At 72.8% G+C, this 26285-nt stretch carries 25 protein-coding genes; 4 read left to right on the forward strand and 21 right to left on the reverse strand.

The genetic code is table 11. From position 1 onward, the window contains the following. Positions 1-66 precede the first annotated feature (66 nt). A protein-coding gene (locus B4E97_RS11180; RefSeq protein WP_286959917.1) for an IS3 family transposase occupies positions 67-1268 on the forward strand; the annotation gives its coding sequence in 2 pieces (ribosomal slippage) (positions 67-325 and positions 325-1268; 1203 coding nt in all). Between the two features lie 191 nt (positions 1269-1459). Here B4E97_RS11180 and B4E97_RS11185 read toward each other — a convergent pair. From B4E97_RS11185 to lysS, 8 genes are all read right to left on the reverse strand, one after another. Further along, a complete protein-coding gene (locus B4E97_RS11185; RefSeq protein ID WP_029212748.1) occupies positions 1460-2011 on the reverse strand; it encodes an amino-acid N-acetyltransferase in 552 nt (183 codons plus the stop codon). 294 nt (positions 2012-2305) lie between these two features. Continuing rightward, a complete protein-coding gene (locus B4E97_RS11190) occupies positions 2306-4858 on the reverse strand; it encodes an ATP-dependent Clp protease ATP-binding subunit (protein WP_286959918.1) in 2553 nt (850 codons plus the stop codon). A 171-nt stretch (positions 4859-5029) separates the two neighbouring features. Continuing rightward, a complete protein-coding gene (locus tag B4E97_RS11195; RefSeq protein WP_286959919.1) occupies positions 5030-5779 on the reverse strand; it encodes a nicotinamide mononucleotide transporter in 750 nt (249 codons plus the stop codon). 47 nt (positions 5780-5826) lie between these two features. Next, positions 5827-6225 carry a DUF4440 domain-containing protein gene (locus B4E97_RS11200; RefSeq protein WP_019286491.1) on the reverse strand — a complete coding sequence of 133 codons (399 nt, stop codon included), beginning with the start codon at positions 6223-6225 and terminating at the stop codon, positions 5827-5829. Positions 6226-6233: 8 nt separating this feature from the next. Continuing rightward, complete coding sequence (locus tag B4E97_RS11205; protein ID WP_286959920.1) at positions 6234-6971, reverse strand: (2Fe-2S)-binding protein; 738 nt, start codon at positions 6969-6971, stop codon at positions 6234-6236. Between the two features lie 35 nt (positions 6972-7006). Further along, the gene (locus B4E97_RS11210) at positions 7007-7333 is read right to left on the reverse strand and encodes a histone-like nucleoid-structuring protein Lsr2 (RefSeq protein ID WP_239262195.1); all 327 of its coding nucleotides are present in this window, start codon (positions 7331-7333) and stop codon (positions 7007-7009) included. Positions 7334-7438: 105 nt separating this feature from the next. After that, positions 7439-7624 (reverse strand): hypothetical protein, encoded by a 186-nt coding sequence (locus B4E97_RS11215; protein WP_029212517.1) that lies wholly within the window; start codon positions 7622-7624, stop codon positions 7439-7441. Positions 7625-7663: 39 nt separating this feature from the next. Next, a complete protein-coding gene (gene lysS, locus B4E97_RS11220; protein WP_286959921.1) occupies positions 7664-9208 on the reverse strand; it encodes a lysine--tRNA ligase in 1545 nt (514 codons plus the stop codon). Between the two features lie 109 nt (positions 9209-9317). On the opposite strand from lysS, the gene B4E97_RS11225 reads away from it, so the two are divergent. After that, complete coding sequence (locus B4E97_RS11225) at positions 9318-9917, forward strand: hypothetical protein (RefSeq protein ID WP_286959922.1); 600 nt, start codon at positions 9318-9320, stop codon at positions 9915-9917. Between the two features lie 2 nt (positions 9918-9919). On the opposite strand, the gene B4E97_RS11230 is transcribed toward B4E97_RS11225, so the two are convergent. From B4E97_RS11230 to dacB, 9 genes are all read right to left on the reverse strand, one after another. Next, positions 9920-10402 (reverse strand): DUF3180 domain-containing protein, encoded by a 483-nt coding sequence (locus tag B4E97_RS11230; protein ID WP_019286496.1) that lies wholly within the window; start codon positions 10400-10402, stop codon positions 9920-9922. Beyond that, positions 10396-11301 carry a 2-amino-4-hydroxy-6-hydroxymethyldihydropteridine diphosphokinase gene (gene folK / locus B4E97_RS11235; protein ID WP_286959924.1) on the reverse strand — a complete coding sequence of 302 codons (906 nt, stop codon included), beginning with the start codon at positions 11299-11301 and terminating at the stop codon, positions 10396-10398. Before folK ends, B4E97_RS11230 begins: the two co-directional genes overlap by 7 nt. Continuing rightward, positions 11298-12341, reverse strand: a complete 1044-nt coding sequence (gene folP / locus B4E97_RS11240) for a dihydropteroate synthase (RefSeq protein ID WP_286959925.1) — start codon at positions 12339-12341, stop codon at positions 11298-11300. The genes folK and folP overlap by 4 nt, the downstream gene beginning before the upstream one ends. Then, entirely contained in the window at positions 12338-12910 is a 573-nt protein-coding gene (folE, locus tag B4E97_RS11245) for a GTP cyclohydrolase I FolE (RefSeq protein WP_019286500.1), read from the reverse strand. Before folE ends, folP begins: the two co-directional genes overlap by 4 nt. Before the next feature lies 1 nt (position 12911). Then, entirely contained in the window at positions 12912-14984 is a 2073-nt protein-coding gene (ftsH, locus tag B4E97_RS11250; RefSeq protein ID WP_286959926.1) for an ATP-dependent zinc metalloprotease FtsH, read from the reverse strand. A gap of 187 nt (positions 14985-15171) precedes the next feature. Continuing rightward, positions 15172-15723, reverse strand: coding sequence for a hypoxanthine phosphoribosyltransferase (hpt, locus tag B4E97_RS11255; protein ID WP_029212523.1), 552 nt, complete (start codon positions 15721-15723; stop codon positions 15172-15174). A 69-nt stretch (positions 15724-15792) separates the two neighbouring features. Then, entirely contained in the window at positions 15793-16878 is a 1086-nt protein-coding gene (tilS, locus tag B4E97_RS11260; RefSeq protein ID WP_286959927.1) for a tRNA lysidine(34) synthetase TilS, read from the reverse strand. A gap of 53 nt (positions 16879-16931) precedes the next feature. Further along, entirely contained in the window at positions 16932-18011 is a 1080-nt protein-coding gene (locus tag B4E97_RS11265; RefSeq protein WP_286959928.1) for a zinc-dependent metalloprotease, read from the reverse strand. Between the two features lie 290 nt (positions 18012-18301). Next, positions 18302-19711 (reverse strand): D-alanyl-D-alanine carboxypeptidase/D-alanyl-D-alanine endopeptidase, encoded by a 1410-nt coding sequence (dacB, locus tag B4E97_RS11270; protein WP_286958143.1) that lies wholly within the window; start codon positions 19709-19711, stop codon positions 18302-18304. A 150-nt stretch (positions 19712-19861) separates the two neighbouring features. On the opposite strand from dacB, the gene B4E97_RS11275 reads away from it, so the two are divergent. Beyond that, positions 19862-20386, forward strand: a complete 525-nt coding sequence (locus B4E97_RS11275; RefSeq protein WP_019286505.1) for an inorganic diphosphatase — start codon at positions 19862-19864, stop codon at positions 20384-20386. 329 nt (positions 20387-20715) lie between these two features. On the opposite strand, the gene B4E97_RS11280 is transcribed toward B4E97_RS11275, so the two are convergent. Further along, complete coding sequence (locus B4E97_RS11280) at positions 20716-22356, reverse strand: C40 family peptidase (RefSeq protein ID WP_286959929.1); 1641 nt, start codon at positions 22354-22356, stop codon at positions 20716-20718. 377 nt (positions 22357-22733) lie between these two features. Here B4E97_RS11280 and B4E97_RS11285 point away from each other — a divergent pair, with 377 nt between their 5' ends. After that, a complete protein-coding gene (locus tag B4E97_RS11285) occupies positions 22734-24005 on the forward strand; it encodes a multidrug effflux MFS transporter (protein WP_286955435.1) in 1272 nt (423 codons plus the stop codon). A gap of 3 nt (positions 24006-24008) precedes the next feature. Here B4E97_RS11285 and B4E97_RS11290 read toward each other — a convergent pair whose 3' ends face one another. From B4E97_RS11290 to B4E97_RS11300, 3 genes are all read right to left on the reverse strand, one after another. Beyond that, entirely contained in the window at positions 24009-24869 is an 861-nt protein-coding gene (locus tag B4E97_RS11290) for an alpha/beta hydrolase (protein ID WP_286955436.1), read from the reverse strand. Continuing rightward, positions 24866-25165: a hypothetical protein gene (locus tag B4E97_RS11295; RefSeq protein WP_286955438.1), complete on the reverse strand. Its 300-nt coding sequence runs from the start codon at positions 25163-25165 to the stop codon at positions 24866-24868. The genes B4E97_RS11290 and B4E97_RS11295 overlap by 4 nt, the downstream gene beginning before the upstream one ends. Positions 25166-25267: 102 nt before the next feature. Next, positions 25268-26269: a phosphotransferase family protein gene (locus B4E97_RS11300; protein ID WP_239262221.1), complete on the reverse strand. Its 1002-nt coding sequence runs from the start codon at positions 26267-26269 to the stop codon at positions 25268-25270. Between the last annotated feature and the right edge of the window lie 16 nt (positions 26270-26285).

Below are 26285 nucleotides of genomic sequence, written 5' to 3' on the forward strand. Positions count from 1 at the left end.
GTGGGGTGCCCGGTTGGTCCCAGACTTGAGGTCCAATAGGATTTCTTCTGGAAAGAGGGTAGGTGCATGTCTGGAAAGCGGGCAAATTTCAGTCCAGAGTTCAAAGAGCAGATGGTCAAGACGTTCCTCGAGCAGGAGTCCCGTAAGGCCCTGTCCCAAGTCGCGCGTGAAAACGGTGTCGGCGCCGAGACGTTACGGGTCTGGGTGAAGAAGTACCGTGATCTGCACCCGCAGGAGGAAGCCCCGCTGTCGATCTCGGAACGAGCACGGCTGGCCGAGCTCGAGCGGGAGAACCGTGAATTGAAGCTCGAGCGTGAATTCCTGGGAAAAGCGGCGGCCTTCTTCGCGAAGGGGTACCGGTGAGCGTGAAGTACGAGTTCATCGCCACGGAGAGGGCCACGACAGACCCCGACGGGACGCCGCGTTATCAGCTCAAGCAGATGTGCACCTGGTTGTCGGTGTCCCGGTCTGGGTTCCACGACTGGTCCGCGCGTCCACCCTCGGCCACAGCACAGCGGCGCGAACGGCTGGCCGCGCTGATCCGACACGTGTTCGACGAGCACGACGGCACCTACGGGTACCGACGCGTGCACGCGGTACTCATCCGACGCGGGCACCCGTGCGACCCGGAGACGGTGCGTGATCTCATGCGCGAGCTGGGCCTGGTCACCTGCCAGCCACGACGCTCGCGGACCGGCACCACGCGGCAAGCCGCCAGAACGGCCCAGATCCCCGACCTGATCGACCGCGACTTCACCGCCGACACCCCCGGCGCCAAGCTCGTCTCGGACATCACCTACGTGCGCACCTGGGAAGGCTGGCTGTACCTGGCACTGGTCATCGACTGCTGCTCGAGGGCCATCGTCGGATACGCCATGGACGACAACTACAAGACACCCCTGATCGAGTCCGCAGCCCGCATGGCAGCCCGAAACCTGTCCCTTCCCGCCGGCGCGATCCTGCACTCGGACCGTGGCAGCAACTACACCTCCGACGAGTACGGCGCCGTGCTGGCCGAGCTCGGCCTGCTCCGCTCCGTGGGCCGTACCGGCATCTGTTTCGACAATGCACTCGCCGAATCCACCAACGGCGCACTCAAGGTCGAGCTGGTCAACCGTGAACAATTCCCCACCCGCGACCTGGCGCGGCAGAGAATTGCGCGGTACATCGAGCTGTTCTACAATCGCCGCAGACTCCATTCGGGGATCGGTTATCAAACACCCCAAGAAATCCTCGACCTTAACAACAAGCAAGCCACGTCAACCTAAAAATCACAACAAACGAGTCCGGGATACACCGGGCAGCCCACCCGTCAGGGCAGCCCAAGCCCCCACCACCGCCCGCACGCACCCGAAACTGACCCGCCAGGGCAGCTCGAGCCCTTACCAGGGCGGTTGGACCCATCCACGCGCCCCGACGGGTCACTTCTTGCCGACGCGAAGATCGCCGTCGGCGGAGCTCAGAGGTCGACGAGCATCCGGATGTTGCCGAGGGTGTTGGGCTTGACCCGGTCGAGGTCGAGGAACTCCGCGGTGCCGGCGTCGTAGGAGCGCACCAGCTCGGCGAACACCTCGTGCGTGACGGGGGCGCCCTCGATGACGCGGAAGCCGTACCGCGCGAAGAAGTCGACCTCGAAGGTCAGGCAGAACACCCGCGACACCCCGAGCTCGCGGGCGTCGGTGAGCAGGGCCGTGACGAGGCGGCCGCCGATCCCGTGCCCGGCCGCCTCCTCGGCGACGGCGAGGGTGCGGACCTCGGCCACGTCCTCCCAGAACACGTGCAGCGCACCGCAGCCCACGACGACGCCGTCGATCTCGGCGACCCGGAACTGCTGCACCGACTCGTAGTAGGCGACGGAGTCCTTGGCGAGCAGGATGCGGCGCTCGGCGTAGACCTGGACGAGGCGGCGGATGGCGTCGACGTCGCTGGTGCGCGCCCGGCGCACCACGACGGTCACCTCGCTCGCGTCCGGCGCCCCCACGACGTCTCCCCGCTGCGTTGCCTCGCTCATCCGAGCCAACCTAGACCTCCGGCCGGCTCGGCGCCGTGGCTCGTCACCCTCTGGACCGGGACGCGGGGCTTGGGGGCGCCGCGGACCCGCCGCCGGCAAGGCCGAGAGGACGCGCATGCGGTGAGGCACGGCGTGTCGCGAGACGTCGTGACCGCTCGGTGCGGTGGCGGGCGCTTCCGGCCTACCTCGCGGGTATGCCGCGGGCCGGCCACCTCGGTGCGTGGCCGGCCCTCGCCGGTGTGCTGCCTCGACCCGGGACGCAGGCGGCGCTGCGCGATCCCGGTGCCGGGACGGTCAGCCCTCGGTGCCGGTGCTCTCGCCGCGGTCGTGACCGCCGTCGAGCGCCACGTCGAGCGGCGGCAGGTCGGGGACGTCGGAGCCCTTGGTGCCCTCGAAGGTGAACTGGGCGTCCTTGTCGGCGCCGTCGGTGTCGACGAGGATGATCTCGCCGGCTCCGATCTCGCCGTAGAGGATCTTCTCCGACAGGACGTCCTCGATGTTGCGCTGGATGGTGCGGCGCAGCGGGCGGGCGCCCATGACCGGGTCGTAGCCCTGCTTGGCCAGCAGCTCCTTGGCCGCGGGCGTGAGCTCGATGCCCATGTCCCGGTCCTTGAGCCGCGTGTCGAGGCGGGCGATGAACAGGTCGACGATCTGGACGATCTCGTCCTTGGTGAGCTGCGGGAAGACGATGACGTCGTCCACGCGGTTGAGGAACTCGGGGCGGAAGTGCTGCTTGAGCTCCTCGGAGACCTTGGCCTTCATCCGGTCATAGCTCGTCGAGCTGTCGTTGCCGGCGGTGAAGCCGAGCGAGACGCCCTTGGAGATGTCCCGGGTGCCGAGGTTGGTGGTCATGATGATGACGGTGTTCTTGAAGTCCACGACCCGGCCCTGGGAGTCGGTCAGGCGGCCGTCCTCCAGGATCTGCAGCAGGGAGTTGAAGATGTCGGGGTGGGCCTTCTCGACCTCGTCGAACAGCACGACCGAGAACGGCTTGCGGCGGACCTTCTCGGTGAGCTGGCCGCCCTCCTCGTAGCCGACGTAGCCGGGGGGCGAGCCGAACAGCCGCGAGGCCGTGTGCTTCTCGCCGAACTCGGACATGTCGAGCTGGATGAGGCTGTCCTCGTCGCCGAAGAGGAACTCGGCGAGCGCCTTGGCGAGCTCGGTCTTGCCGACGCCCGTGGGGCCGGCGAAGATGAACGACCCACCGGGACGGCGGGGGTCCTTGAGCCCGGCGCGGGTGCGCCGGATCGCCTGGGACAGCGCCTTGATGGCGTCGTCCATGCCGACGATGCGCTTGTGCAGCTCGTCCTCCATGTGGAGCAGCCGCGAGGACTCCTCCTCGGTGAGCTTGAACACCGGGATGCCGGTCGAGGCCGCGAGGACCTCGGCGATCAGCTCGTCGGTCACCTCGGCAACGACGTCCATGTCACCGGACTTCCACTGCTGCTCGCGCTCGGCCTTGGCCTCCACGAGCTTGCGCTCGTCGTCGCGCAGGGCGGCGGCCTTCTCGAAGTCCTGGCCGTCGATGGCGGCCTCCTTCTCGCGGCGCACGTCGGCGATCTTGTCGTCGAAGTCGCGCAGCTCCGGCGGGGCGGTCATGCGCTTGATGCGCAGGCGCGCACCCGCCTCGTCGATCAGGTCGATCGCCTTGTCGGGCAGGAACCGGTCGTTGATGTAGCGGTCGGCCAGGTTGGCGGCCGCGGCGAGGGCGGTGTCCGTGATGGACACGCGGTGGTGCGCCTCGTAGCGGTCGCGCAGGCCCTTGAGGATCTCGATGGTGTGCGCGAGCGTCGGCTCGGCCACCTGGATCGGCTGGAAGCGGCGCTCGAGGGCCGCGTCCTTCTCGATGTGCTTGCGGTACTCGTCGAGGGTGGTCGCGCCGATGACCTGCAGCTCCCCGCGCGCCAGCATGGGCTTGAGGATGCTGGCGGCGTCGATCGCGCCCTCGGCCGCGCCGGCACCGACGAGGGTGTGGATCTCGTCGATGAACAGCACGATGTCGCCGCGGGTGCGGATCTCCTTGAGGACCTTCTTGAGGCGCTCCTCGAAGTCACCGCGGTAGCGCGAACCAGCGACCAGGGCACCGAGGTCGAGGGTGTAGACCTGCTTGTCCTTGAGGGTCTCGGGCACGTCGCCGCGCACGATGTCCTGGGCCAGGCCCTCGACCACGGCGGTCTTGCCGACGCCGGGCTCGCCGATGAGGACGGGGTTGTTCTTGGTGCGGCGGGACAGCACCTGCATGACCCGCTCGATCTCCTTGGCGCGCCCGATGACGGGGTCGAGCTTGCCGTCGCGGGCGGCCTGCGTGAGGTTGCGGCCGAACTGGTCGAGGACCAGCGAGCCGGCCGGGGTGCCCTCCTGGGCGCCGGTGGTCGAGCCGCCGACGCCGGCGCCGGCGGTCTCCTTGCCCTGGTAGCCCGACAGCAGCTGGATGACGGTCTGGCGCACGCGGTTGAGGTCGGCGCCGAGCTTGACCAGCACCTGCGCCGCCACGCCCTCGCCCTCGCGGATCAGCCCGAGCAGGATGTGCTCGGTGCCGATGTAGGAGTGGCCGAGCTGCAGCGCCTCGCGCAGGGAGAGCTCGAGGACCTTCTTGGCGCGCGGCGTGAAGGGGATGTGGCCGGTGGGGGCCTGCTGGCCCTGGCCGATGATGTCCTGGACCTGCTCGCGCACGGCCTCGAGGGAGATGCCGAGGCTCTCGAGAGCCTTGGCGGCCACGCCCTCGCCCTCGTGGATCAGGCCGAGCAGGATGTGCTCCGTCCCGATGTAGTTGTGGTTGAGCATGCGCGCTTCTTCTTGCGCGAGCACCACGACTCGTCGGGCCCGGTCGGTGAACCGTTCGAACATCTGGGTTGTCTCCTCGCTATCGAGATGCCTCGATGCTATCTGCGCCTCCCGGCAGACCGTGCGTGATGGGACGCACCGCCGGGCACGTCCCGCCGTACGGCGCGGGACTTGACGGTGTCAACGCCACCGACGTGCGTGGTGTTCCGTGCTCAGGGGCCGGTGTGTTCGCCCTCAGCGGACGGGATCGGCGCCGTGGGCGACCTGGCCGTATGCCGGACGCCCGGCCTCACGGCCGGGGAGCCGCGACCAGGCGCGCCAGCCCCACACCGCCAGGGCGACCATGAGCAGGCTCTGCACCGCGCCGGGGGCGGCCTGGGAGGCGATGGCGGAGGTGGTGTAGCCCCCGCCGTCGCTGATGCGCGTGGCGGCGACCGCCAGAACGACGACCAGCACCAGCTGCACGGCGCCGGCGGCTCCGAGCAGCGCGAAGCCCGCCCGCCAGCGCTCGGCGAGGGCGGCCAGCCCGACGAGGGTGGCCGTGGAGGTGAGGGTCGTGCAGACGACGGCCAGGAACATGCCCGGCCCCGCAGCGAGGGTGACGGTCTCGACGAGGCCGGGCATCACGACGAGGACGACCAGGGCGACGACCGCGACCGCGACGAGACGCGTGCGGGTCCGTCGGTCGGGCGTCTCGGGCAGGACACCCCGTCCGGACGCCGTCCGGGCGTCGGCGCCCCACTGACGCGTCCCGTGCACGGCGATGGCACCCAGCCCGAGGGTGAGGAGCGCGAGCGGCAAGGTGTGCCGCACGTCCCGGGCGAGGTCGAAGGAGGACCCGAGCCCGGCGAGGATCCGGACCAGCGCGACGACGGCGACCAGGCCGAGGGCCCACCAGCCGGACTCGCGCCGGAGCACGAGGAGCCCGACCGCGAGGAGCATCAGCACCCCGGTGAAGAGGCCGGTGATCTCTGCCAGCAGCATGGACCGACCCTAGCGGGCGGTGGATCGAGCCGGGGCGCGCCGCGCCCTCAGTCGCGGATCGGGGTGGCCTGCTGGTGGCGCAGCTGCCAGCCGTGCTCGGTCTGCAGCCACACGGAGGAGCGCCAGGACGCGCGGGACGATCGGTGCGCGCGGTAGGTCACGAGGACCACCCCGGGCGCCAGCAGCTCCGCCTCGAGCCGGTCGACGGTCAGCGAGCTCGTCGAGTCCTCGACCGGGGCCTGGAGCGCGGTGCGGCGGTCGTAGACCTGGCCGCTGGCGGCGTACTCCGCGTAGTAGTCGTGCAGGAGCGGCTGGACGCCGTCGACGTCCCCGCGCATGTTGGGGTCCAGGAGCTTCATCTCGAGCTCGACCACCTGCTCGAGGTCGGAAGTCTGGTCGGAGGCCTGACCGTCGGCTCGGCCGTCGGGGTGGGTCGGGACGGACATGGAACTCCTCACGGCGCGAGGGGGCGCCGGGCCGAGCGGGTCGCGCGGGCGCGACGGGGACAGGTGGAGCAGGTGCTCGCTCCCGGGAGAGCGTAGATGAAGCAGCAGGAGGCTCGCAGCCAGTCCCGGGGGCCGTCGCCCGCGCGGGCGAGCAGCGGGCTGCCCGCAGCGGCGGCGGCACGCTCCGTCGCGACGTGCCACAGGTCGTCGACCATCCCCAGCCGCTGACGGCTCGACATCTTGACGCCGGGCGCGGCGTACGAGCCGGCCACGGGCTCGGCGTGGCGCCGGTAGGACTCCTCGGCCCGCCGGAGGCGCACCGGCTGCGAGGCCACCGTCTGGTGCCCGGCCGTCGCGGAGAGGCGGACGCGAGCGGGATAGCCCTGCGTCGGGTGCGGCTCGATCACCACCGCTCCCGGGGAGACGTCGAGCACCCAGGGACCGATCGCGGCGGCGTAGGCCGCGGGGTAGGCGAGGGCGTCGAGGTACCACCCGAGGACGAACGTGGCGGCGACGTGCGGCGGCTGCCGATGGCCGTACGCCCGCGCCCAGCCGCCGTCCACCCGCTCGCGCCAGGCGTCCAGCGCCTGCAGCCCAGCCTCGGAGCCGGCCGCCACCTCGCTCGTGTCGACCTGGGGCCCGGACGACGCATCGCCCGGCCCGGACACGAGGTCGAGCCAGGCGATGCGGGACGAGACGAGGTCGCAGGCGAGCTCCAGCTCACCGCCGGCCAGCGGATAGCCCATCGGTGTCAGCGCTGTCGCGAGCTGCGCGGCTGCGGTCAGTGCGCGGCGTCGTAGGCCTTCTGCAGCTCGGAGGAGACGCGGCCGCGGTCGGAGACCTGGAAGCCGTTCTGGCGGCCCCACTCGCGGACGTCGTTGAGGTTGTTGCGGCCACCACCGGAGGACGGCTTGCGACCCGTGGTCTTGCGACCGCCGGAGCGGCGGGCGTGCCCGACCCAGGTGGCGAGGTCGTCGCGCAGCTTGCGGGCGTTGTCCTCGGACAGGTCGATCTCGTAGGTGACGCCGTCGAGGGCGAAGGTCACGGTCTCGGCCGCGGCACCGCCGTCGATGTCGTCCTCGAGAATGACCTGGATGCGCTGAGCCATGTCGGAGCTCCTTCGTCGTGGGAGGGAATAAGAAATAGATCCGCCCATAAAGATAGAGGAGATTACCGATCGCCGTCAAAAGCGACGATGAATGGCGCGCGCGCCCTAAGCCCTTCCGTCGCGGTCCTCCACGGAATTGCGCGCCGACATCTCCTGCTCCCTTTCCCACTGAGCGTGAGCAATTCGCTCTCGACGGTCACCCTCAAGGATGTTCTTCATCACGTGCCAGAAGATGAAGAGCACCCCCACGGTGGGCGCCAGCGCGATGAAGACCTTCCAGAGCATGTCCATCAGAAACCTCTCGTCGATCAGGGTGTCGTGCGGCGTCGCTCAGGCCTGCGGCTTGAGGTGCGGAAAGAGAATGGTCTCGCGGATTCCCGTGCCGGTGAGGAGCATGATGAGCCGGTCGACGCCCATGCCGGTGCCGCCCATCGGGGGTGCGCCGTACTCCAGGGCCCGCAGGAAGTCCTCGTCGAGCTCCATCGCCTCGTCGTCCCCGCGCGCGGCCAGCGCGGCCTGGGCCGTGAGCCGCTCGCGCTGCACCACCGGGTCCACCAGCTCGGAGTAGGACGGGGCGAGCTCGACGCCGCCCACGATGAGGTCCCAGGCCTCGACCAGTCCGGGCTCGGTGCGGTGGGCCCGGGCCAGCGGCCGCACCGACTCGGGGTAGTCGCACACGAACGTCGGCTGCAGGAGCGTGTGCTCGACGAGCTGCTCTAACAGCTCGAGGATGATCTCGCCCGCCCCCCAGGTGGGCTTGAGGGCGATGTCGCGGGCGGCGGCCAGGCGGCGCAGCTGCTCGACGTTGTCCGGCGTCTCGTCGGGGAGGATCTCCTCGCCCAGCGCCTGCCCGACGCCCTCGCAGATCGGCAGCCAGTGCCACTCGCCGGACAGGTCGATCTCGCGGCCGCGATAGTCCGTCAGCGAGGTGCCGCGGCCGGTCGCCTCGGCGGCGTCCAGGATGATCGTGCGGGTGCGGTCGGCGGCGGTGAACTGGTCGCCATAGGCCTCGTAGAACTCGAGCTCGGTGAACTCCGGGGAGTGGGTCGAGTCGACCCCTTCGTTGCGAAAGACCTTGCCGATCTCGTAGACGCGGTCGACGCCCCCGACGACGGCGCGCTTGAGCCACAGCTCGGTGTAGGCGCGCAGATTCATATCGATGTCGAACGCATTGAGGTGGGTGGTGAACGGAGAAGCCGCACCACCGTGACTGAGGTTGAGGATCGGGGTCTCGACCTCGACGAATCCGAAACCGTCCAGGGTGCTGCGGATCGAGCGAAGCACCGTCGCGCGCAGGCGCACCATGTCGCGCGCCTCCTGACGGACGATCAGGTCGGCATACCGCTGCCGGACCCGGGTCTCCTCGGACAGGTCCTTGTGCAGGGTCGGCAGGGGCCGCAGCGCCTTGGAGGCCATGACCCAGGTGGTCGCCATGACCGAGACCTCGCCGCGACGGCTGCGCACCACGTGGCCCGTGACGCTGACGTGGTCGCCAAGGTCGACGTCGGCCTTCCACGCGTCGAGCTGGTCCTGGCCGACCTCCGCGAGGCTGAGCATGACCTGCAGCCGGGTGCCCTGGCCCTCCTGGAGGGTCGCGAAGCAGAGCTTGCCGGTGTTGCGCTGGAAGACGATGCGTCCCGTCACCGAGACGACGAACTCCTCGCCGGTCGGCTCGTCGCCGGCCTCGAGGGGCTCGCCGAGGGCGGCGGCCTCGGCCAGGGAGTGGGTGCGCGGCACGGTGACGGCGTATGGCGCCATGCCCCGCTCCAGCAGCCGCTCGCGCTTGTCGCGGCGGACCCGCATCTGCTCGGGCACGTCGCTCTCGGGGGCGGCGGCGTCGGGCTGGTGGGGCGGCTGCTCGGGCGCGGAACTCATGCCCCCAGCGTAGTCGCGCGGGCCGGGACTCCCTGTCCGTCGTCCTGCGCGCCGCCTTGGGTCCGGGGGCGGTCACCGGGGACACTGTCCGGGACGAAAGGACCCCCGTATGCCGTCTCGCCCCGCCACCCGTCGCCCGCGCACCGTCGTCCTCCCCCTGACTGCCGGCGTCGGCGTGCTGCTGTCCGGCTGCACGGCCCTGTCCAGCGGCTACGCGCCCCCGGTCACCGTGACGGTGACGCCGACGGTGACGGTGACCGGCGCTGCGTCGCCCAAGCCCGCGGCGACGCCGACCCCCAGTGCGACGGCGACCCGCGCGGCCGGGGTGACCAGCCAGGTCCGCGGTCGCGCCTTCGACCTGGGCAAGATCACCGCGGTCGCGATGAACGGCCAGACACCGGTGCTGACCTTCGACCGCTGGACGGTGCGCGGCCGGTCCGACGGCTCGGTCGGTCGTCAGGGCGTGGACCTGACGCCGCACTCCGGCTCGTTGTACAGCAACCGCAACGCCATCTCGTTCCGCATCCCCGTCGACCCGGCGGCGACCGTCGTCCGCCTGACCTGCACCAGCGAAGGCGCCCCCGCGCAGTCGGCGCCGAGCACCGTCCAGGCGCTCTCGGAGCTGCCCGGCGACCAGGCCATCGTCAAGCTCACGCTGGACGACCAGGGCTGGGCCACGAAGGTCGAGAGCGACCCCGTCTGCGGCTGAGCCTAGGCCGAGGCCTCGGACGGTCCGGGCGGGTCCTCGTCGAGCCGGCACCAGGACTGGCCGACGAGGCCGGCGACCACGAGCAGGATCCCGCAGGCCGCCACGGCGAGGGCCGCCGCGGCGTCGGAGCCGAGGCCCTGCAGCGCCAGCGCGGCGCGTCCGACGAGGGCGTGCGCGACGCTCCACCCGGCCACGACAGCCCCGGTGAGCGCGGCGGCCTGGCAGAGCACCAGCACCCGGAATCCCCGGAGCCCGTCGTGCGGTCCGGAGGCCCGGCGCCCGCGCACGGTGCGGCGGACCGACCAGGCTCCGGCCAGGACCAGGGCGGCGACGAGCAGCAGCGGCAGCGTCGCGAGGTAGCCGACGGGAGGCAGCGCGCGACCGCCCTCGCTCCACCACGACAGTGCGGCGTAGCCGAGGGCGAGCACCAGGACCGCGGCCAGGGCGCAGACGCCGGCGCTCAGCCCGCGGCCGCCCCTCAGCACGACGGCTCCTCGGGGCCGCCACGGTGCTGCCGTCGACCGGTCGGCCACTCGGGCCCCGGCCGTATGCCGTCCGCCCGGTGCTCGTCCGCGAGCTCGCGCACGAGGCGGCGGCCGCCGTCAGGCAGGGTCAGCTGGGCGTCGGGGTCGACGTCGGCCCACGGCACCAGCACGAACCCGCGCTCGTGGGCGCGGGGGTGCGGGAGCGTGAGCTCGGGGTCGTCGCTGCGGGCGTCGCCGTAGGCGATCAGGTCGAGGTCCAGGGTGCGGGCGCCCCAGCGGACGTCCCGGGTGCGGCCGTGCTCGGCCTCGATGCGGTGCAGGCGCTCGAGGAGGGCGCGGGCCGAGAGGCGGCTGCGCCCCACGACGACGGCGTTGAGGTAGGCCGGCTGGTCGGGGCCACCGACCGGGTCGGTCTCGACGAGGGCGGACCGTCCGGTGACGCGCAGGCCGCGGGTGCGGGTCAGGCGGTCGACGGCGGAGGCCAGGGTGGCCGCGGGGTCCTGGAGGTTGGCGCCGAGGGCGATGACCACCGCGACGTCCCGTCGGGAGGTCACCGTCACGGCGACGTCGCCGAAGGGCACCGCGATGGGCGCGCTGGGCTTGTGCACCGTCACGTCGACGGACTCCAGGAGCAGGTGGTCCTCGAGCAGGCGGGCGCCGATGCGCCCCGCCAGGGTCTCGACCAGGTCGTGCGGCTCCCCCGTCACGAGCTCGTGCACGGTCTCGGCGACCTCGGCATAGCTCACGGTCGCCGCCAGGTCGTCCGTGGCCGCGGCGCGTCCGAGGTCGAGGTGCAGGACGAGGTCGACGACGAACTCCTGGCCGAGGACGCGCTCCTCGGGCAGGACGCCGTGCCTGCCCCGGGCGCGCACGCCGGTGAGCGTGATGCGGTCGGTCATGCGGGGCCTCCGGGCGGGCGTGCGGACAAGGATGTCGAGGTCGAGGACGGGCCGGGGGCCGGCATGGAGGTGGGGCGCCGCGACGCGGCGTCCGCCGAGGCGGGGGCGGGCGGCATACCGGCCTGCCAGGCGGCGAGGACCCGCAGGGCGTCGGCGCTGGCACGCACGTCATGGACGCGGACGCCCCACACGCCGGCCTGGGCGCACAGCAGGGTGGTGGCGGCGGTCGCGGCGTCGCGCTCGAGGGGCGGACGGGGCACGAGATCCTGTGCGGGCTGGCGGGATTCGCCGAGCGAACCGCCAGCGCCGATCGGGCCGCACGGGTCGCCGGCGCTGATCGGGTCGGCAGGCTGCGCGAGCAGGGACCCCAGGAAGGCCTTGCGCGAGGTGCCGACGAGGATCGGGCGGCCGAGCACCATGAGCTCGTCGAGCCGGCGCAGCAGGGTCCAGTTGTGGGATGCGGTCTTGGAGAAGCCGATGCCCGGGTCGAGGACGACCTGCTCGTCGCGGACGCCCGCCTCGCGGAGCTCGGCCAGCCGCTCCCCCAGCTCGTCGCGCACGTCCGTCACCACGTCCTCGTAGGCGAGATGGTCCCGCTGCTGCATGGCCGAGCCGTGGGCCCGCCAGTGCTGCACGACCATCGTGACGCCGGTGCGGGCCACGACCTCCCGGATGGCGGGGTCCCCGAGCCCGCCGCTGACGTCGTTGACGATCGCCGCGCCCGCCTCGACCGCCGCCTCGGCGACCTCCGCGCGCATCGTGTCGATCGACACCGTGACGCCGTGGGCCACCAGGTCACGGACGACGGGCACGACCCGGCCGAGCTCCTCGGTCACGAGCGGCCGCGTCGCACCCGGTCGGGTGGACTCGCCACCCACGTCGACGATGCCGGCGCCCTGGCGGGCCAGCTCCAGGCCGTGCTCCACGGCGCGCCGGGTGTCGAACCACCGCCCGCCGTCGCTGAACGAGTCGGGCGTGACGTTGAGGACGCCCATCAGCACCGGCCGGCCGGGGCCGTGCTCATGGGGCAGGTCGATCACCCGCGGCCACCGAGCGCGAGCTGCATGGCCTCGGCCCGGGTGGCCGGGTCGTGCAGCTGCCCACGCACGGCCGAGGTGATGGTGCGGGAGCCCGGCTTGCGGACGCCCCGCATGGACATGCACAGGTGCTCGCACTCGATCACGACGATCACGCCGCCCGGCCGCAGGTGCTCGACCAGCGCGTCCGCCACCTGCGTGGTGAGACGCTCCTGCACCTGCGGGCGGCGGGCATAGACGTCGACGAGGCGCGCGAGCTTGGACAGCCCGGTGACCCGCCCGTCCTTGCCGGGGATGTAGCCGACGTGCGCGACGCCGTGGAACGGCACGAGGTGGTGCTCGCAGGTCGAGTAGACCTCGATGTCGCGGACCATGATCAGCTCGCTGTGGCCGATCTCGAAGACGGCGTCGAGGACCGAGCCCGGGTCCTGGTGCAGGCCGGCGAACATCTCGTCGTAGGCCCGCGCCACCCGCGCCGGGGTGTCGCGCAGACCGTCCCGCTCCGGGTCCTCGCCGATGGCGAGGAGGAGCTCGCGCACGGCCGCCTCGGCCCGCTCCCGGTCGATGGACATGTCAGTGCCCGGGGTCGACCCGGTCGTCGCCGGGGAGCTCGATCACCTGGGTGGGCGGGTACTCGCGCCCGGGGTCGGGGTTGTCCCCGACCTGCTGCTCGACCTGGGCCTCGACCGCCTCGACGGCGCGCGGCTCGCCGGACTGCAGCGCCATCTCCTCGGCCGGCGTGAGCACCGGCGGACGGTCGCTGACGTGCCGGTCCTCGCTGGACAGCCAGACCGGGCGCTCGGGGCGCTTGACGACGTCGGCGAAGATCACGGCCAGCTCCTCGCGGCCGAGCGTCTCCTTCTCGAGGAGCTCCAGGACCAGGCGGTCGAGCACGTCGCGGTTCTCGCCGAGCGCGTGCCAGGCCTCGTCGTGGGCGTACTCGATGAGGCGGCGGACCTCCTCGTCGACGATGCCCGCGACCTTCTCGGAGTAGTCGCGCTGGTGACCGTAGTCGCGGCCGAGGAAGACCTCGCCCTGCTCCTGGCCGAGCTTGATCGCGCCGACCCGCTCGGACATGCCGAACTGCGTGACCATCTTGCGGGCCATGCTCGTGGCCTTCTCGATGTCGTTGGAGGCACCCGTGGTGGGGTCGTGGAAGATCATCTCCTCCGCGACGCGACCGCCCAGGGCGTAGGCCAGCTGGTCGAGGATCTCGTTGCGGGTCGTGGAGTACTTGTCGTCGTTGGGCAGGACCATCGTGTAGCCGAGGGCCCGGCCGCGCGGCAGGATCGTGATCTTGCTGACCGGGTCGGTGTGCCGCATCGACGCCGCCACGAGCGCGTGACCGCCCTCGTGGTAGGCCGTGATCTTCTTCTCCTTGGCCGACATGATGCGGGTGCGCTTCTGCGGGCCGGCGATCACGCGGTCGATCGCCTCGTCGACGATGGCGTTGGTGATCTGCAGGAGGTTGGAGCGGGCCGTCAGCAGCGCCGCCTCGTTGAGCACGTTCGCGAGGTCGGCGCCCGTCATACCAGGGGTGCGGCGGGCCACGGCCATCAGGTCGACGTCGTCGGCCAGCGGCTTGGACTTGGCGTGCACCTGCAGGATGTGGTGGCGGCCGAGCATGTCCGGGGCCTCGACGGCGATCTGCCGGTCGAAGCGGCCCGGGCGCAGCAGCGCCGGGTCGAGGATGTCGGGGCGGTTGGTCGCCGCGATGAGGATGACATTGGTCTTGACGTCGAAGCCGTCCATCTCGACGAGCAGCTGGTTGAGCGTCTGCTCGCGCTCGTCGTGGCCGCCGCCGAGCCCCGCGCCGCGGTGGCGACCCACGGCGTCGATCTCGTCGACGAAGATGATGGCCGGCGCGCTGGCCTTGGCCTGCTCGAACAGGTCACGCACGCGGGAGGCACCGACGCCGACGAACATCTCGACGAAGTCCGAGCCGGAGATCGAGAAGAACGGGACGCCCGCCTCGCCCGCGACGGCGCGGGCCAGCAGGGTCTTGCCCGTGCCGGGCTGGCCGTAGAGCAGGACGCCCTTGGGGATCTTGGCCCCGACGGCCGCGAACTTCTCGGGCTCGACCAGGAACTCCTTGATCTCCTCGAGCTCCTCGACCGCCTCGTCCGCGCCGGCGACGTCGTTGAAGGTCACCTGCGGCATGTCCTTGGTGGCCAGCTTGGCCTTGGACTTGCCGAACTGCATGACCTTGGAGCCGCCGCCCTGCATCGAGCTCATGATGAACCACGCGAAGGCGCCGAAGAGCAGCAGGGGCAGCAGGTAGCCGAGCAGCGCCAGGAACGGCGAGTCCGTCGGCGGCTCCTCGTCGTAGCCCGCCGAGGGCTTGTGCGCGTCGAGGAGCTTGACCAGCTCGGGGCCGCGCGGCTCGATGTAGTGGGCCCGGACGTGCTTGGCGTCCTTGACCTTGCCGCCGGTGTACTCGCTGCCGTCCTTGAGGGTCAGGTCGATGCGGTTGCCGTCGACCAGCTTGGCCGACTCCACCTTGTCCTGCTGGATCAGCTGGACCGCGGCCGACGTGTCGACCTCGCGGAAGTCGGACTGCTGCCCGACCGACAGCCAGGCTGCCAGCAGCAGGCTGACGACGACCGCCCACATCCAGGGGCTTCGTGCGATGCGCTTCGCGTTCATGTACGTGCGGGGTGCGACCCCGTCCCTTCCTGATCAAGCGGTTCGGCCGAGGCCGAGGAGTTGAGAGACCGTTGCCGGCACCGAGGGGGACAACGAGCGAGCGGGCTGACGTGTTCCGGCCGGTCCGAGCGCCTGCGAGGGCCTGCGGTGGGCCCGGCGCGCGGCATACGGTCGGCGCCGGCGCCCGTCAGCTGTAGACGTGCGGGGCCAGCAGCCCGATCTCGCGCAGGTTGCGGTACTGCTGGTCGTAGTCGAGGCCGTAGCCGACGACGAACTCGTCGGGGATGTCGAAGCCGACGTAGCGGACGTCGATCGGGACCTTGACCACGTCGGGCTTGCGCAGCAGCGTCATGATCTCCAGCGACGCCGGCTTGCGGGACTCCAGGTTGGAGCGGGTCCACGACAGGGTGAGCCCCGAGTCGATGATGTCCTCGACGATGAGGACGTGCCGGTCGGTGATGTCGGTGTCGAGGTCCTTGAGGATCCGCACGACGCCGGAGCTCTTGGTGCCCGAGCCGTAGGACGAGATGGCCATCCAGTCCATCTCGACGCTGCCCGGCAGGTGACGCATGAGGTCGGCCATGACCATCACGGCGCCCTTGAGGACCCCGACGAGCAGGACGTCCTTGCCCTGGTAGTCCCGCCAGATCTCCGCGGCGATCTCGGCCAGCCGCTCCTGGATCTGCTCCTCGGTGTAGAGCACCTCGGCGAGGTCGTCGCCCATGTCGCTCGCTTGCACTGCGTCTCCTCGGTCCGGCTCGGTGCGCGTGGTGTGTCCGTCTGGTCGTCCTCGCGGCCCTGACGACGTTCATTCAACCCGATCGAGGGGCCCGATCACGATCCGACCGGCCCGGCCAGGGGTCCTGGTCGCGGCCAGGTGCCCCGGCAAGGACACCGGGCCCTGCCCCCGCCAGTGTGTCAGGAGCCGGTCCGTCGCGAGGACGTGCGCGGCCGTGAGCGCACCGGAGGGCGCTCCCGCAGCGAGCGCGGCCAGGCGCAGCACACGGGTGCGGACGGCCGCCGGCAGGGTCGCGAGGTCGTGGGCCGGCAGGCCCGTGAGGGCGGGAGGGGGTTGCGGATGGCCGGGGTCCGTCGCGGACTCCACGTGCGCAGGCGGCTCGGGTCGGTCGAGGGTCGTGGGCGGCGCGGTGTGCTCGGGGTGCTCGGCCAGCCAGTCCGCGGCCAGGGCGTCCAGCGCGTCGGCGTCGGCCCGCAGCCGGTCGGCCGACCGGGCCAGAGCGGCTCGTATGCCGGGGCCCAGCGCCTCCTCCAGCACCGTCATCGCGCCGCGGGCCCGCACACGGGCGTAGGCCGGGTCGGTGTTGTGCGGGTCGTGCCAGGGCTCGAGGTGGTCGTGCGCGCAGACGGCCGCCGTGTCCGCGCGGGTCACCGCGAGGAAGGGGCGGGCGAGCAGGCCACGGCGCGCCGGCATACCGGCGAGGGAGCGGGCCCCGGACCCGCGGGCGAGCCCGAGGAGCACCTGCTCCGCCTGGTCGTCGCGGGTGTGCGCGAGCAGCACGGCCACCGCGCCGAGGCGCTCGGCCTCGGCGCGCAGCGCGGTGTGGCGGGCGTCGCGCGCCGCGTCCTCGGGCCCGCCGGGGTGGCGCGGGTCGACCGTGACGCGGCGGACCACGACGGGGTCCAGACCCAGCCCGCGACACTGGTCGGCGGCGCGGGCCGCCACGTCGGCGGACCCTGCCTGCACCCCGTGGTCGACGACGACGGCGCCCGCGGGACGGCCGGTCTTGTCGACCTCGAACGCCACCACGCTCGCCAGCGCCAGGGAGTCGGTCCCGCCGCTGCACCCCACGAGCACCGGCCCGTCGGGGAGCTCGTCCAGCAGCCGCCGCGCCGCGAGACGGCAGGCGGCGACGGCGGCGGGCGGGGACGACATACGGCTGCGTGGAAAGCTCAGTGGGGGGCTCGGTGGTGGGCTTGGTGGTGGGCTCAGCCGTGGACGCGGGCGAGCCACAGGCGGTGGTCGCCGATCTCGGCCGGGGACGGCAGCGTCTCGGGCGACTCCCACACGGCGTTGAAGCCGTCCATGCCGACCTCGTCGACGACGCCGTGGACGAAGACGGCGCCGTCGGAGTACTGCCGCATCTTGGCCTCGAGGCCGAGCAGCCGCCGGATGATCCGGTCGAGCGAGGAACGACCGCCGCGACGCTCGTCGAACCGCGCACGGATGACGTCGACGGTGGGGATGACGGCCGGGCCCACGTCGTCCATGATCACGTCGGCGTGCCCCTCGAGCAGGCTCATGATGGCCGTCAGGCGGGCGATCTCCTCACGCTGCTGGGGGGTCGTGACCAGGTCGGACAGCCCGTTGCCGCCCTCGCGCACCGCGTCGGGCAGGTTGCGCACGACCATCGACAGGCGCGAGGCCAGCTGGTCGGGGTCGGGCACCAGGTCGACGCTCAGCGCCCGCGTGCGCTCGAGCATGTGCTCGCGCAGCCACGGCACGGCGGTGAACTGCACCCGGTGGGTCTCCTCGTGCAGGCACACCCACTGGCGGAAGTCGGCCGGGTCGAGGTCGAGCTCGCGCTCCACCTCGACGACGTTGGGGGCCACGAGCAGCAGCTGGGGGGTGCCGCCGGGGGCCAGGTCGTACTGCCCGAGGACCTTGCTCGCGAGGAAGGCCATCAGCGCGCCGGTCTCGCCGCCCGTCACCTTGCCGCCGACGGCCGCGGCGGCGGGACCGACCGGGCTGGTGCGCGAGGCGAGGAGCTTGTCCTGGACGGGGGCGATCATCCCGCGCATCGAGCGGACGTTGGCGTCGATCCATCCGCCACGATCCACCACGCGGGCGGGCTCGGCGCTGGCGGGGGCGTGCATGCGGGCGGTGTCGGCGACGTGCTGGGCCGAGCGCACGGCGGCGTCGCGCAGGGCACGCACCGCCTCGGCGGCCTCGGCCGGCGTCACCTGGGGGCCGCGCGGCACGAGGCGGCGGCCGGTGGCGGCGGCGAAGTCCCAGTCGACGAGCTCGGTGGTGTCGGGACGCTGGTCGTGCCTGGTGTCCTGGCTCATGACGTGGTCAACCTCTCGGGGTCGCGATCCGTTCCCGTCGGAGGACGAGCCGGTATGCCGGACCGCCCGCCTCGGCGCCCGCCGTCCCGGCTCGGCGCCCGCCGTCCCGGCTCGGCGCCCCCGTCTCGTGCGGCGTCCCCCGCCTCGCGTGGCGTCCCCCGTCTCGCGTCGCCGCGCCCGTCTCGTGTGGCGTCCTCCGTCTCACGTCGCCGCGCCCGTCTCGTGCTGCAACCCGAGACGGGCGCGGAGGGCCGAGACGGAGGACGGCAGCGCAGACGGGGAGCGCGCGGTCACCGGCACCCACAGCTCGCCAGGCGTGCGACCAGCGCATCGAGCGCCGCGCGCGCCCCCTCGGTGCCGGACGAGGAGGGGATGCCGTCGGCCAGCACGGCGAAGGCGAGCAGCCGGCCGTCCGCGTCCACGACCGTGCCGCCGAGCGAGCTGATGCCGGTGAGCGTGCCGGTCTTGGCCCGCACGAGGCCGGCACCTGACGCCGCCGGCCCCGAGACGTAGCGCCCCGCCAGCGTGCCGGACAGCCCGGCCACCGGCAGGTCCTCGACCACGCGGGCCATGCCCGGGTCACGCCCCGAGGTGCCGGCCACGATCACGTCCCCCACGAGGCGGGCGGGCACCTCCGTGCCCTTGGACAAGCCGCTGGTGTCGACCAGGCGGACGCCGGTCACGTCGTGCCCGCGGCGCGCGAGCTCGGCCTGCACCCACCGCGCCACCTCGGCGAACCCGCCACCCGCGCCGGCTCGCACCGCCGCCTGACGGGCCAGCGACTCGGTGACGGCGTTGTCGCTGCGGGCCAGCGCGACGGCCATCACGTCCGCGACGGGCGCCGACGACACGGCCGCCAGCGGGCGGCTGCCGCCGGGGGCCGCGGCGCGGACCAGGTCACCGCGCACGCTGATGCCGGCCCGGCCCAGCTCGGAGCGAAGGACCTCGGCCACCTCGCCCGCGGGGTCGGCCGGACCAGGGCCACCGGGAGCCACGAGGCCGTCCGCGAGGCCGAGCATCGCCACCTTGCCGACGATCGCCTCCGGGTAGTACGCGCGGTCCCAGGTCGGCGCGTAGTCCTCCCCGTCGGCATAGGTCGTGTCGAGGCCCAGCGTGACGGTCGTGCGTCCGGCCGAGCGCAGCGCCGCCGCGGTCTGCGCCGCGAGCGTCCCCACCCCGGCGTGCCCCTCGACCTCGCCGGGGCGCGACGGGCCGCGCGCCAGCATCATGTCGCCGCCCGCGCGCAGCACCACCCGCCCGTCCGGCGCGAGGACGGTCGTCGTCCGCAGCCGGGTCTCCGGGCCGAGGGAGGGCACGACGGCGGCCGCCGTCAGGAGCTTGGTCGTCGAGGCGGGGGTGCGCGGCTGGTCGGCGGCCACGTCGAGCAGGTGCGCGCCCGTCATACCGTCCCGGACCGTCAGTCCGACGGACCGTCCCAGCCGGGGGTCCGCGAGCGCCGGGGCGAGCGCCGAGCGCAGCGCCGCGGCGGCAGGCTGCGGCGCGCCCGACGAGGCCGCGGACCTGGCCACCGGGGGGATGGGAGTCGGCACGACCACGCGGGACGCCTGGCTGCCGTCGGTCGCCGTCGTCGAGGGGACGCCGGGGGCAGGTGACGCCAGGGGCGAGGGGTCGCGGTCGATCGTGAGGATGCCGGGGACCTTGTCGTGCGCGTCCAGGACGCCATATGTGGCAACGGCCACACCGAGCGTGGCGACGCACGCGATTACGGTCATCCGACGCACGGCCGCCCCCTGACTGTGGGTAGGTTGGTGGCCAACGATTCGATCGACCGTTTCGCAGCCTAGGCCAGGGCGCCGGGCTGCACCGATAGCCACGCAAAGGGGCCACCAGTGGAGCTGGACGTCACCATCGAGATCCCGTCGGGTCACCGCAACAAGTACGAGGTCGACCACGAGTCCGGCCGGATCCGCCTGGACCGCATGCTGTTCACGTCCACCCGCTACCCCGCCGACTACGGCTACGTCGAGGACAGCCTCGGCGAGGACGGCGACCCGCTCGACGCGCTGGTGCTGCTCGACGAGCCGACCTTCCCCGGCTGCCTGGTCCGGGCCCGCCCCATCGGCCTGTTCCACATGCGCGACGAGGCCGGCGGCGACGACAAGCTGCTGTGCATCCCGGCCGGCGACCCGCGCCAGGAGCACATCACCGAGCTCGACCACATCTCCGACTTCGACCGCCTGGAGATCCAGCACTTCTTCGAGACCTACAAGGACCTCGAGCCCGGCAAGTCCGTCGAGGGCGCCTTCTGGGCCGGTCGCGAGCGCGCCGAGGAGATCGTCGTCGAGGCCATCCAGCGCGCCAAGGACAACAACGTCACGACCCTGCGCTGGCCCGCCCCGCACCAGTCGCACTGACGGCTCGTCCGGCCCACTCGGTCGGACCCCGTATGCCGAGAGCGGCGGCCCCTCCACCCGGAGGAGCCGCCGCTCTCGTGCGTGGGGGCACCCGTCGGCCCACACGACCCGACCCGAGCCCGCAGCTCACTTCGTGCCGCCCACGCGCCCCAGAACCAGGTCCAGACGACCCAACTCGAGCCCGCAGCTCACTTCGTGCCGTCCACGCGCCCCAGAACCAGGTCCAGGCGACCCAACCTGAGCTCGGAGCTCACTTCGTGCGGCCCACGGGTCGCAGGGCGGGGTCCAGACGACCCAACTCGAGCCCAGAGCTCAGTTCGTGCCGCGCGTCAGCGCACGCGCCCGCCGTAGGGCAGCAGGTCGGACCAGTACATCGACTCGACCCGGACCTGGGCCCCGGTGTGCGGAGCGTTGACCATCTTGCCGTTGCCGATGTACATGCCCACGTGGTGGATCGAGGCCGCGTCCTTGCCGAAGAACACGAGGTCGCCGGGCTGGAGCTGGGACAGCGGCAGCCGCTGGGTCTGCGCCCACTGCGAGCCGGAGTAGTGGTCCAGGCGCGAGCCGGCCGCACCCCAGGCGCCCTGCACGAGGCCGGAGCAGTCCCAGCGGTCCGGGCCGGCCCCACCCCAGAGGTACCAGTCGCCCACCTGCGACATGGCGAAGTCGATGGCCTTCTTGGCGCGCGGGTTGGGCGCCCCGACGGAGACGGCGCTGCCGGGGACGTAGCCCGGCACGCGGCGGGAGGCACGGGTCGCGGAGCGCTCCGCCGCCTCGGCTGCGGCGCGGGCCCGGTCGGCGGCCTTGCGGGCCCGGCTCGCCTCGGCCGCCAGCTCCTGGGCGCGAGCCCGGGCCGCGCGAGCCTTGCGGCGGCTGGCGGCGACCGTGGCGGCGTGATCGGTGGCGCCGGCGCCGGTCCCGGCGGCGGTGCGGTCGGCGGCGGCCTCTTGGGCGTCGGCCTCGCGGGCCGCACGGTCGGCGGCGGCCTGGGTCGTGTCGCGGGTCTGCTCCGCCGTGCTGCGGTCGGCAGCGGCACGCAGGGCCGCCGCACGCTCCTTGGCGGCGGTCGCGGCGGCGGCCTCGGCCGCCTCCGCGTCGGCGGACAGGCTCTCGGAGTCGCGCTGCGCGGCCTCGGCGAGGGCAGCGGCCTCGCGGGCGGCGGCGGCGCGCTGGTCCGCCTCGAGGCGCAGGCCCTCCTGGCGGCGGCGCTCCAGGTCGACGGAGGTCTGGTTGAGCCGGGCGAGCGTCGCGAGCGCCTGGTCCTGGGCGGCCTGGGTGGCCTGGGCGGCGGCGACGGCCGCCTGCTCGGTCGCCCCGGCGCGGGTGCGGGCGGCGAGCGCCGCCGTCTCGTCGGCCTTGCGCTGGTCCTGGGCCCGCTGGGCGGCACGACGCAGCTCGGTCGCCCGCGTGAGGTCGCCCGTGGCCTGGCGCACGACGCCGGTCTGCAGCTCGCCGAGCGTGGCGAGGCCGGAGGCACGGTCGAGGACGGCCTGCGGGCCGCCGGGGCTCACGAGCGCCTCGAGACCGTGCAGGTCGTGGCCCGACTCGTAGGTCTCCGCCGCCACGCGACCGAGGTTGACCTTGGCCGTGGCGAGGGCACGCTCGGCGGCGCGCGCCTTGGCGTCCGCGTCCGCGAAGGCCTTGGTGGACGCGTCCAGGCGCACCTTGGCGCCGTTGTACTGCTCGGCGGCCAGCGCGGCCTCGCGCCGGGCCAGCTCGAGGCGGTCGGCCGCGGCGGCATACTGCGCCTGGGGGGTGGCGACCTGGGCCTCCTGGTCGGCGGCGGCCCGGTTGGCCGCGGCCACGTCCTGCTCGGACGGCAGCGACTGCGTGCTGCCGGTGGGGGACGGAGCCGGGTCGGCCGAGGCGGGCGCGACGAGGCCGAGGGTGAGCAGGGCGACCGTCACGCTGACGGACGCGGCGCGCGCGCCGGCCCCTGGGCCGCGACGGACGCGTGGCGTGGACTGCACTGATGTCCCCTCTGGAGCTGTGACCGATCGTGCGCGACGCCCCCGGGCGACGCGATGGAGAGGGGTCGACCGCGGCTGGCGCGTCGACCCTATGGGTCAAGAGTACGGAGCGAGAGACCGTAGCGGTACGCGGTCCTCGACATCGGGGTGGCCTCACGCTGTGTGACAAGGGACGCAGGAGTGAACATCAGGTGATGCCGGGGAATGACAGGACCGTGTTTCCGCAGGTCACAGCGAGATAACGGGATGCCTCGCAGCGACATAACGAAACGATAACGGACAGGACCGAACGGGTGAAGCCCCGGCACGACATACCCCAATGATCCGCACCCATCGCAACTCAGAGTGACGGATGAGCACCGTGCCAGGATGGTCGGGTGACCCCGGCCCACCCCACCCCCCGACGTGCGGGGATGGGGCTCACCCTCGTGCTCGCCGGGCTGTCGATGTTCGGCCCGTTCAGCATCGACACCGCGTTCCCGGCGTTCCAGCAGATGGGGGCCGAGCTCGAGGTGGGCAGCACGGCCATGCAGCAGGTGGTCAGCGTCTACCTGCTGGCCTTCGCGATCATGAGCCTGGTGCACGGCCCGCTGTCGGACGCCGTGGGCCGTCGCCCGGTCATGGTCGCGGGCATCGCCGTCTTCGTGCTGGCGTCCGTCGGGTGCGCCCTGTCCACCAGCCTCCCCGTCCTGCTGGTCTGCCGCGCCCTGCAGGGGTTCTCGGCCGGAGCGGGCCAGATCGTGAGCCGGGCGGTGGTCCGGGACCTGTTCGACGGGCCCGAGGCCCAGCGGCTGATGAGCCACGTGGCGATGATCTTCGGCGTCGCCCCGGCGATCGCCCCGATCATCGGCGGCGCGCTGCTCGGCCTCGGCCGGTGGCCGCTGGTCTTCTGGTTCCTCGCCGCCTTCGGCCTGCTCATGGCCGGCGCGGTGCTGCTGGTGCTGCCCGAGACCCACCCGCCCAAGGCCCGTACTCCCCTGCGCCTCGGCGCGGCCGTCGGCAGCCTGGTGCGGATCGCCCGCGGGGCGGCCTTCTGGCGGATCGCGCTGGCCTGCACCCTGACCTTCGCCGGCCAGTTCCTCTACATCGCCGGCGCGCCGATCTTCGTGGTGGACCTGCTCGGGCTGGGTAGCGGGGACTTCTGGCTCTTCTTCGTCCCGATGATCGGGTGCATGGTGACCGGCGCCTTCGTCAGCGGACGCCTCGCGGGTCGGATCACCGGACGGACCCAGGTCATGGTCGGTATGACGATCGCCCTGGCCTCGGGCGTGCTCACCGTGGTCCTGGCGGCGACGCCAGACCCGGCCCGTCTCCCCTGGCCCGTGGTCGGCCCCTCGCTGATGGCGCTGGGCGTGGCGATGGCCTTCCCGGTGCTGCAGCTCGCCGTGCTGGACCTCCACCCGGACGCCCGGGGCACGGCGGCGTCCGCATCGTCGTTCGTGCAGCTGGCGTTCAACGCCGCCCTGGCCGGCGTGGTCGTGCCGGTCGCCACCGCGTCGCTGCTGAGCCTCGCCCTGACCAGCCTGCTGCTGATCGTGCTGGGCACCGGGGTGCTGGGCCTGCACCTGCTGGCCACCCGGCCCCGGGCCGGGCGCGGGCTGCGCACGACCCGGCGTCCCGAGCCGCTGGAGCCGACCGACCGGATGTGAGGCTCAGCCCTTGGCCCCGGCGTCCTTGAGCAGGAAGGTGAGGGTCCTCGGCAGGGCCTCGCGCCAGGACGTGTAGGTGTGCCCGGCGTTGTCCACGACCATCGGGGTGATCCCGGGCAGGCCCTTGGTGGCGCCGAAGAACTGCTGCGTCAGCTGCCAGCTCTGGGCGTCGGCCGGCGAGGACATCGCCAGCAGCCGGGTGCGGGCCGGCGGGCGGTTGCGCAGCAGCCACGCCACGTCCGAGCGCTGCAGCAGCGCGGGGTCGCGCTGGAGGACGCTCGCGAGGGTGCCGGTCGAGCCGTCCACCGACGGAGCGAAGTATCCCTGCAGCGACGCCCCGGAGCCGAACGTCTGCGGCTCGGCGGCGTGGAGCTTGGCCGCGCAGTAGCCACCGAGCGACCACCCCAGCACCGACCAGCGGGGACCGGGCTGGACGACGCCGAGCGTGTGCTGCGCCCAGGCGGGCACGTCCCGGGCGAGCCAGGTGTAGGCCTGCGGACCCCCCGGGTAGTCCGTGCACTCCGTGTCCTGCGGGAGCTTGATGTTGACCTCCGGCATGACCGCCACGAACGGCGGGATCTGCTTGGAGCGGATCAGCGGGGCGGCCTTCTGGGCGAACTGCAGGGAGGTCGCCACGTTGTCGACGGGGCCGTAGGCGCCGCCCAGCACGAACACGACCGGCAGGCCCTTGGCGTTGGCGGCGTGCTCGTGGCCCGGGGGCATCCACACGACGACCTTGGCGGTCGTCCCGGACTGCACGCCGGACACGACGTAGTCGCGGTAGAGCCCGTCGCCCTTGGGCGGCTGGACCTTGCGGGGAGCCCAGCCGCGCACCCGGATCTGCTTCAGCTCGTCCGTGGTCATGGCCCCGCCCGAGGCAGGCTGCGCGACGGCGGCGAACGGGTTGTCGTCCTCGGACGCCGCGGCGAGCGAGGACCAGGTGGGAAGAAGCCGAAGTCCCGGTTGACGACCAGGACGAGCCCCCCGATGGCGAGCACCTGGGACAGGACGATCGACACCGCCACCCCGGCCGAGACCGCCACGCGGCGCCCCGTCCCCCGCCCTGCCGAGCGGCGGTACACCAGCACCGCCACCACCAGTGGGACTGCCAACGCCAGGCCGATCGCGGCCGCGATGACAAGCCGCGACGTCGGACCCATGTCCCGCCTCCTTCTTGTCTGCTACGCACCGTAGACGCCGACCACGGCCCGGAGGTTGACCATCGATCGGGTGACCGCCCCGTTCACCCGAACAGGTCGCTCTCAGGCGAGCGTGGCCGGGTCTGGTGCCACCTCGCGCAGGCCGGAGGTCGCCGCCGCGATCCGGCGCTCGGTCAGCCCGGGCTCGTGCCGTCCCTCCGCGAGCAGCCGACGGTCATGCAGCGAGCCGAGCAGGCTCTCGCACACCTCCCACGCGTCGCGGCGGGCGAGCAGCGACTCGACGGTCTCGGTGGCCCGGAGGTCGGCGGGGGCCGCGTCGAGATAGGCCCGGACGAGCTGCTCGACCTGGTCCCGCCCCAGCCGCACCTGCACGCCCTCGCTCGCGAGCCGCCCCCCGAGGTAGCCGAGGTCGCGGGCGGGGTCGTCGATCTCGGCCCACTCCCAGTCGACCAGCCGCGGCTCGCCGGCCTCGACGAGGACGTTGGCCGCGACGAGGTCGCCGTGCACCAGCGCGAACCGGCGGACCGGCTCGAACCACGGCTCGCGCTCCGCCAGGTAGGCGCGCACCCCCGGCAGCAGCGCCAGCACCTCGGGGTCGGCGACCACCTGCGGCTGGTGCTCGAGCCACCACCCCAGCCCGGCCTCGAAGGCGCCGACGATGCTGACGGTGCTGCGCTGCGGGTCACCGACCGGTCCGCAGCGCGGGTAGGCCCGGTCGTGCAGGCGCGCGATGGCCTGCGCGAGCCTGGTCAGCAGCTCGTCGTCCCAGTCGTCGGTGTCGGTGAGCACCTCGCCGGGCACCAGCCCGACGACCATGGCCGGTATGCCGAGCCGGTCACCGCTCTCGTCCAGGGCCACCGGCTCGGGGCCCACCCCGTCCGGCAGGAGCTGCAGCACCGTGAACTCGTCACGCATGGCGCGCGGCAGATCCTCGGTGGGGCGACGCACGACCCGCACCACGACGTCGGCGCCCCGGGTGGCGACGTGCCAGGCGGCATACGACTCTCCCTCCCCCAGCAGGCTCACCCACTCGGGGGCGCGGGGCAGGCCGCACCAGGCCCACTCGCGGTCGAGGGCGGCACGCAGGGCGGTCTCGTCGATCACCGCTCCAGGCTAGGCG

The organism is Arsenicicoccus sp. UBA7492, assembly GCF_002479615.1.
GTDB classification, from domain to species: Bacteria; Actinomycetota; Actinomycetes; order Actinomycetales; family Dermatophilaceae; genus Arsenicicoccus; species Arsenicicoccus bolidensis.